Source organism: Fulvivirga kasyanovii, from assembly GCF_009711405.1.
In the GTDB taxonomy this organism is placed as follows: domain Bacteria; phylum Bacteroidota; class Bacteroidia; order Cytophagales; family Cyclobacteriaceae; genus Fulvivirga; species Fulvivirga kasyanovii.
On record NZ_SMLW01000147.1, the window covers coordinates 1 to 1268 of the forward strand.

General features: G+C 42.9%; 1 protein-coding gene. It reads right to left on the reverse strand.

Translation table 11 applies throughout. The annotated features are described in order from the left end of the window. On the reverse strand, positions 1 to 1239 hold a 1239-nt coding region (locus E1163_RS00400; protein WP_155168551.1), incomplete at its 3' end, for a c-type cytochrome. Positions 1240 to 1268 lie beyond the last annotated feature (29 nt).

Below are 1268 nucleotides of genomic sequence, written 5' to 3' on the forward strand. Positions count from 1 at the left end.
ATAGTACTCATTGCCTTTGGTGTTCACGTCTGTCTTTCTGTGACAGTCGATGCACCATCCCATGGTCAACAGGGAATGCTGACGTACAACTTCCATTTCGCTTATTTCTCCGTGACAAGTCTCGCATTCAATTCCTCCGACTTTTACGTGCTGGGAGTGATTGAAATAAGCCAGATCGGGAAGGTTATGAATTCTTACCCATTCAATTGGCCTGTCATTTTCAATGGCATCGTATATCTTCTGGATTTCAGGAGAAACTCCTGACTGACCAGCAACATTCTTGATCATTGTATGGCAATTCATACAAATATTAGGTGAAGGTATGTTGGCATTTTTACTGATCCTGACACCAGTGTGGCAGTAGTTACAGTCAATATCATTTTCACCTGCGTGAAGTTTGTGTGAGAAAGCAATTGGCTGTTTAGGGGCATATCCCTGCTGAACACCTACTGCATAAAGGTTATTGATTACAACCTTGAAAACGATTGCTGTTGTAACGAATACAACCAGGAACAGGAAAGGCTTGCTTTTAAATACTGCATCCAGTTTGAATGACGCATTTACGATTTCCCTGTCATCTTCATCGAGGTCTTTTTGCTGATTGAGATACTTTCTAAGTACTGTAGTGATCAAAATCAATACAACAAGGATCAACACCAGTACGATTACCAGCCCAATCATAATTGCATTTAAATATTCAGAAGGTACACCCTCTCCTGCAGCCTGGGTTGCAGTGCCGCCACCTTCTACAGGAGCAGCTACCTCAGGAGCTTTTTCAGCTTCCTGCTTGATATAACCCAAAATATTTAGGATCTGGTCTCTTGAAAGCGTAGGGAACGCCGTCATCTGAGTCTGATTGTACTCCTGGTATAATTTATTTGCGTAATCGTCGCCACTAGCAATTACTTTTGATGAGTTATGCACAAAGTTCACAATCCAGTCGATGGAAGGAGCTCTGTCATAAACCCCCTCCAATGCAGGACCTACAAGCTTCTCTTTAACCTTATGGCAGGTCTTACAGTTGGCATTGAATAATGATTGCCCCTCGCTTATGCGATCGGCATCTGTAGGCAACCCTGAGGCAGCACCTTGTGCAGCCGGTTGCTCCTCATTACCACCTTCAGCAACTGCCGAATCCTGTTGAGCGGCTTCCTGGGCCTGTGAATTGTGAAAAAGTAAAAGTGAACTTGCTAGTGTAAATGCTAAAAAAACGCGAGTCAGTATTTTGTTTGGCGTCATGTTAATGTATTTTATAACTCGTTAATGCA